Origin of the sequence: Streptomyces sp. KLMMK, from assembly GCF_036961605.1 — a bacterium.
In the GTDB taxonomy this organism is placed as follows: domain Bacteria; phylum Actinomycetota; class Actinomycetes; order Streptomycetales; family Streptomycetaceae; genus Streptomyces; species Streptomyces telluris.
This window is the reverse complement of sequence record NZ_JBAMDC010000399.1, coordinates 1-5,795: the sequence shown is the minus strand read 5'-3', so window position 1 is coordinate 5,795 and position 5,795 is coordinate 1. Positions and strand designations below refer to the sequence as shown.

At 72.0% G+C, this 5,795-nt stretch carries 5 protein-coding genes and 1 pseudogene; 4 read left to right on the top strand and 2 right to left on the bottom strand.

Annotation, left to right across the window (positions count from 1 at the left end; genetic code table 11):
* On the bottom strand, window positions 1-203 hold a 203-nt coding region (locus V7793_RS32085; protein ID WP_336013228.1), incomplete at its 3' end, for an acyl-CoA carboxylase epsilon subunit.
* A gap of 44 nt (window positions 204-247) precedes the next feature.
* Window positions 248-1,837, bottom strand: coding sequence for an acyl-CoA carboxylase subunit beta (locus V7793_RS32080; RefSeq protein WP_336013227.1), 1,590 nt, complete (start codon window positions 1,835-1,837; stop codon window positions 248-250).
* 165 nt (window positions 1,838-2,002) lie between these two features.
* Between V7793_RS32080 and V7793_RS32075 the strand changes: the two genes are divergently transcribed.
* The 4 genes and pseudogenes from V7793_RS32075 to V7793_RS32060 form a co-directional block, all read left to right on the top strand.
* On the top strand, window positions 2,003-2,869 hold the full coding sequence (locus V7793_RS32075) for a biotin--[acetyl-CoA-carboxylase] ligase (protein WP_336013225.1): 867 nt from the start codon (window positions 2,003-2,005) through the stop codon (window positions 2,867-2,869).
* 124 nt (window positions 2,870-2,993) lie between these two features.
* Window positions 2,994-4,133 (top strand): adenylate/guanylate cyclase domain-containing protein, encoded by a 1,140-nt coding sequence (locus V7793_RS32070; RefSeq protein WP_336013222.1) that lies wholly within the window; start codon window positions 2,994-2,996, stop codon window positions 4,131-4,133.
* Between the two features lie 349 nt (window positions 4,134-4,482).
* Entirely contained in the window at window positions 4,483-5,277 is a 795-nt protein-coding gene (locus tag V7793_RS32065) for an enoyl-CoA hydratase/isomerase family protein (protein ID WP_336013220.1), read from the top strand.
* A 218-nt stretch (window positions 5,278-5,495) separates the two neighbouring features.
* Window positions 5,496-5,795, top strand: a pseudogene (locus tag V7793_RS32060) (diguanylate cyclase); the annotation flags it as partial.

The following is a 5,795-nucleotide window of genomic DNA, read 5'->3' as shown; positions in this document are numbered from 1 at the left end:
GGCCAGTACGTCGTGCGCCATGCCCGCGGGCCCGCCTGCGGCATGCGGGCCGCGGTCAGGCGCCGGGCCGGGGCCGACCACTCCGGGCGGGCTTCGCCCGCCTCGGGCGCGGCGGCGCTGCCCGCCGCCGCGCGGGCCTGGACCACCGCCAGGGCGGCGGCGAGCTCCTCGGGGGTCGGGTTGCCCCGGACTACCTTGATCACCGACGGCCTCCTGAAGGGATCTAGAGATCTAGAGATCCAGGGATCTAGAGGGGGATGTTGCCGTGCTTCTTCGGCGGCAGCGCCTCGCGCTTGTCGCGCAGCGCCCGCAGGCCCCGCACGATGTGCCGGCGCGTCTCGTTCGGCATGATCACCGCGTCGACGTAGCCGCGCTCGGCGGCCGCGTACGGGTTGAGGAGCGCATCCTCGTAGTCCGCGATGAGCTTCGCCCGCAGCTCCTCCTGCTCCTCCGGGGTCTCCGCCGCGGCGATCGTGCGGCGGTGGAGGATGTTGACCGCGCCCTGGGCGCCCATGACGGCGATCTGGGCGGTGGGCCAGGCGAGGTTGAGGTCGGCGCCGAGGTGCTTGGAGCCCATGACGTCGTACGCGCCGCCGAACGCCTTGCGCGTGATCACCGTGATGAGCGGCACCGTGGCCTCGGCGTAGGCGTAGATCAGCTTGGCGCCGCGCCGGATGATGCCGTTGTACTCCTGGTCGGTGCCGGGCAGGAAGCCGGGCACGTCCACGAAGGTGAGCACGGGAACGTTGAAGGCGTCGCAGGTGCGGACGAAGCGGGCGGCCTTCTCGCTGGCGTTGATGTCGAGGCAGCCGGCGAACTGGAGCGGCTGGTTGGCGACGATGCCGACCGGGCGGCCCTCCACGCGCCCGAAGCCGGTGATGATGTTCGGCGCGAACAGGGCCTGGGTCTCCAGGAACTCGCCGTCGTCCAGCACGTGCTCGATGGCGGTGTGCATGTCGTACGGCTGGTTGGCCGAGTCCGGGATGAGGGTGTCGAGTTCGCCGTCGGTGGGCGAGATCTCCAGGTCGGCCTCCTCGGGGAAGGCCGGGGGCTCGGAGAGGTTGTTCGAGGGGAGGTAGGAGAGGAGCGCCTTGACGTACTCGATGGCGTCCTTCTCGTCCCCGGCCATGTGGTGCGCCACGCCCGAGGTGCTGTTGTGCGTGCGGGCGCCGCCGAGCTCCTCGAAGCCGACGTCCTCGCCGGTGACGGTCTTGATGACGTCGGGGCCGGTGATGAACATGTGCGAGGTCTGGTCGACCATCACCGTGAAGTCGGTGATCGCGGGGGAGTAGACCGCGCCGCCCGCGCAGGGGCCGACGATCAGGGAGATCTGCGGGACGACGCCGGAGGCGTGCACGTTGCGGCGGAAGATCTCGCCGAAGAGGCCGAGGGCGACCACGCCCTCCTGGATGCGGGCGCCGCCGCCGTCGTTGATGCCGATGATCGGACAGCCGGTCTTCAGCGCGAAGTCCATGGCCTTGCCGATCTTCTCGCCGTAGACCTCGCCGAGCGAGCCGCCGAAGACCGTGAAGTCCTGGGAGTAGACGCAGACGGTGCGGCCGTCGACGGTGCCGTAGCCGGTGACGACGCCGTCCCCGTACGGGCGGTTCTTCTCGATGCCGAAGTTGGTCGAGCGGTGCCGGGCGAACTCGTCCAGCTCGACGAAGGAACCCTCGTCCAGGAGGAGTTCGATGCGCTCGCGGGCGGTCAGCTTGCCCTTCGCGTGCTGCTTCTCCACGGCGCGCTCGGAGCCGGCGTGCGTGGCCTCCTCGATCCGGCGTTGCAGATCCGCGAGCTTGCCCGCGGTGGTGTGGATGTCGTATTCCGGCTCGGACATCGGGATGCGGCTCCTGCTCGTCCAGAGGTGGGCTGGCTGAGGATGAACTGAGGCTGAGTGGGCTAACCGGTGCTACCGGTCCGTAGCGTATCCGCGCGGGTGCGCTGCGGCAGTGCGTCGTTGGCCACACCGGTTTGCCTCCACTTCCCTCCTATGGTGGCTCTTATGACGCCTCCTGAGACGCCTCCCCCCTCCGGCGGCCGCTGGTCCGATCTCGACCGGCCGCCGCTCAACGTCACCGCGCTGCGGCGCGGGCTGCTGCGCCCCGGCGCGCTGTGGACCTCGGTGGACGTGGTGGCGCGGACGGGCTCGACGAACACCGACCTCGTGGCGGCCGGCGGGCCCGAAGGGGCGGTCCTCGTCGCGGAGGAGCAGTCCGCCGGACGCGGGCGGCTCGACCGCACGTGGACGGCGCCGCCGCGGTCCGGCCTCTTCTTCTCCGTCCTGCTGCGGCCCGGCCCGGGCGTGCCCGTGGAGCGGTGGGGCTGGCTGCCGCTGCTCGCCGGGGTCGCCACGGCGGCCGCGCTGTCCCGGGCGGCCGGCGTCGACACGGCGCTGAAGTGGCCCAACGACCTGCTCGTGACCGTCGACGGGCACGAGCGCAAGGCCGGCGGGATCCTCGCCGAGCGGACCGGGGACGCCGTCGTCGTCGGCATCGGCCTGAACGTGTCGCTGCGGGCCGACGAGCTGCCCGTCCCCACGGCGGGCTCGCTGGCACTGGCCGGAGCGCAGGTCCTGGACCGCGATCCGCTGCTGCGCGCCGTACTCCGTTCGCTGGAGGAGTGGTACGGCCGGTGGCGCGACGCGGCGGGCGATCCGGCGCAGAGCCTTCTGCAGGAGGCGTACGCCGCCGGGTGCGCCACGCTCGGGCGCCACGTCCGCGCCGAACTTCCCGGCGGCCGTGAGCTGGTCGGAGAGGCCGTGGCCGTCGACGGGGACGGGCGGCTCGTGCTCGCCACGGGCGACGGGGTGCAGCAGCCGGTGGGCGCCGGCGACATCGTTCACGTACGGCCCGCCCCGTCGGAAGAGTGAGCTACGGCACACCTGTCGTATCGTTGTGCCCAGAACCTAAGCGAGCAGTGATCGGCAGGGCAGTGCGCACGGATCGGACAGGGGGCGGGCGGTGACCGCCGACGGTGGGGGAACCTCCCGTGCCGTGAGGGCTACGGGCGAGGACGGTGCTGCGCGTGCCGACAGCGCCGCGCGAGCCGGAGTCGACGGAGTCGACGCAGCCGCGGAGGAATACGGCGACGACGTCGGCGACGAGGGCGGAGACCCCATCGCGCTCCGCCTCGAAGCGCTGATCCTCGGCGCCGAGCGCCGCTACACCCCCTTCCAGGCCGCCCGCGCGGCCGGCGTCTCCATGGACCTCGCCTCCCGCTTCTGGCGGGCCATGGGCTTCGCCGACATCGGGCAGGCCAAGGCGCTCACCGAGGCCGACGTGCTCGCGCTGCGCCGGCTGGCCGGTCTCGTGGAGGCCGGGCTGCTCAGCGAGCCGATGGCCGTGCAGGTCGCCCGGTCCACCGGGCAGACCACGGCGCGCCTCGCCGACTGGCAGATCGACTCCTTCCTGGAGGGCCTGACGGAGCCCCAGGAACCCGGCATGACGCGCACGGAGATCACCTACCCGCTCGTCGAGCTGCTGCTGCCCGAGCTGGAAGAGTTCCTCATCTACGTGTGGCGGCGGCAGCTGGCGGCCGCCACGGGGCGCGTCGTCCAGGCACAGGACGACGCGGAGATGGTCGACCGGCGGCTGGCCGTCGGGTTCGCCGACCTCGTCGGCTTCACCCGTCTGACGCGGCGTCTGGAAGAGGAGGAGCTCGGCGAGCTCGTCGAGGCCTTCGAGACCACCGCGGCCGATCTGGTGGCCGCGCACGGGGGACGGCTGATCAAGACGCTCGGCGACGAGGTGCTGTACTCGGCGGACGATGCGGGCACCGCTGCCGAGATCGGGCTGCGGCTCATCGAGACCATGACGCACGACGAGACGATGCCCGAGCTGCGGGTCGGGCTCGCGTTCGGGACCGTGACGACGCGGATGGGCGACGTCTTCGGCACGACGGTGAACCTGGCGTCGCGGCTGACGTCGATAGCGCCGAAGGACGCGGTGCTCGTCGACCAGGCGCTGGCGGAGGAGCTGACCCGCAACGGCGACGCGCCGAAGTCGGAGGCGGACGTGGGGGAGGGCGACGAGGCCGCCGCGGGGTACCGCTTTGCGCTGCAGCCGATGTGGCAGCGGCCGGTTCGCGGGCTGGGCATGGTCGAGCCTTGGCTGCTGTCACGGCGGGGTGGCTGAGCGGCGGGGTGGCTGAGCGGCGTCGTGGTGCCGGCGCCGGGGCCTCCGGGGTGGGGGTCCGGGGCCGTATATTTACGGGCCGGTGCGCGGTGCCGCAGCGGAGCCCCCTTCCGTATCGGGCCCGCAAATACACGTCAGCGCCCCGGACCCCCACCCCTGCGGCCCCGTCACCTCCCGCCGTCTTCGGCCTCGGGCGGCGGGTGCGGTCTCGTCACCTCCCGTCGTCTTCGGGCTTGGGTCGCGGGTGCGGCCCGCCAGACCTCGTCTTTGGGTATGGCCCTGCCGGGTGGGTGCGCGGCATGATCGGGTCTCCGCACGTTTACAGGCGTTAACCCGGAGGGTGCAGGCTATGAGCGAGCAGCGTTTCGGAGAGTGGATCCTGGTCCGGCGGCACGGCCACGTGGCCGAGCTCGTACTGGACCGGCCCAAGGCCATGAACGCCGTGTCCAGCGAGCTGGCCGCTCGTCTTGCCGAGGCGACCCGGGCTCTTGGCCTCGACGATTCCGTGCGGGTTGTCGTGCTGACGTCCACGCATGAGCGCGCTTTTTGTGTGGGTGCGGATCTCAAGGAGCGGAATTCCTTTACGGACGCCGACCTGAGCCGGCAGCGGCCGCACGCTCGTGCCGCCTACACGGGCGTCCTGGAGCTGCCGATGCCCACCATCGCGGCGGTGCACGGGTTCGCGCTCGGCGGCGGGTTCGAGCTGGCTCTTTCCTGCGATGTGATCGTGGCCGACTCGACGGCTGTGGTCGGTCTTCCCGAGGTCTCGGTGGGCGTCATCCCGGGCGGTGGCGGGACGCAGCTCCTGCCCCGGCGGGTGGGGGCGGCCCGGGCCGCCGAGCTGATTTTCAGTGCGCGGCGTGTGGAAGCCGAGGAAGCGCGGGCCTTGGGGCTCATCGATCAGCTTGTGCTCGAGGGGCAGGATCGGGTTGAGGCGCTGGCGCTGGCCGGTCGGATCGCCGGTAACTCTCCTGTCGGTCTGCGCGCCGCGAAGCGGGCGCTGCGGCTGGGGCATGGCCTGGACCTGCGGGCCGGGCTGGAGGTCGAGGACGCGGCGTGGAGGTCCGTCGCCTTCTCCGGTGACCGGGCCGAGGGAGTGGCGGCCTTCAACGAGAAGCGCAAGCCGGAGTGGCCGGGGCACTGAGCGCGGCCGACGGCGACTGACGGGTCCTGTTGTCACCCGAGTTCACTTCCAAGGGAGAAGTGACAAGCGGGCGCTAAGGCCGTCATGCGGCGGAATGCGGCCGACATTCTTAGGCTGGAGTGCAGAAACTGCGCTCAGCAACGGAATGTGAGGCTCGGGTGGCGGCAGGCGGGGAGTGCGACGGTCGGCTGCGCGCCGTGGTGGAGCTCGCGCAGTCGATGGCGGCCGCACGCACCCCGCTGGAGACCGTGTCCGCCGCCGCGGAGCGCGTGATGTCCGCCCTGGAGGGCAGCTTCGCCGCGGTCTCCGTGTGGGAGCGCGAGCGCGGCCGGCTGCGCGTCCTGGTCAACGCGGGGGAGCTGACCGCGGGCGAGGAGCGCTTCCCCGAGGACGAGTCGTATCCGGTGCACGACTTCCCCGAGATCGTGGAGTTCCTCCACGAGGAGTGGGTCGGCGGCGGCGCCGAGCCCCGGGCCTGGGTGGAGAACATGGACGGCGCCGCGGAGCAGGGCGCCGCG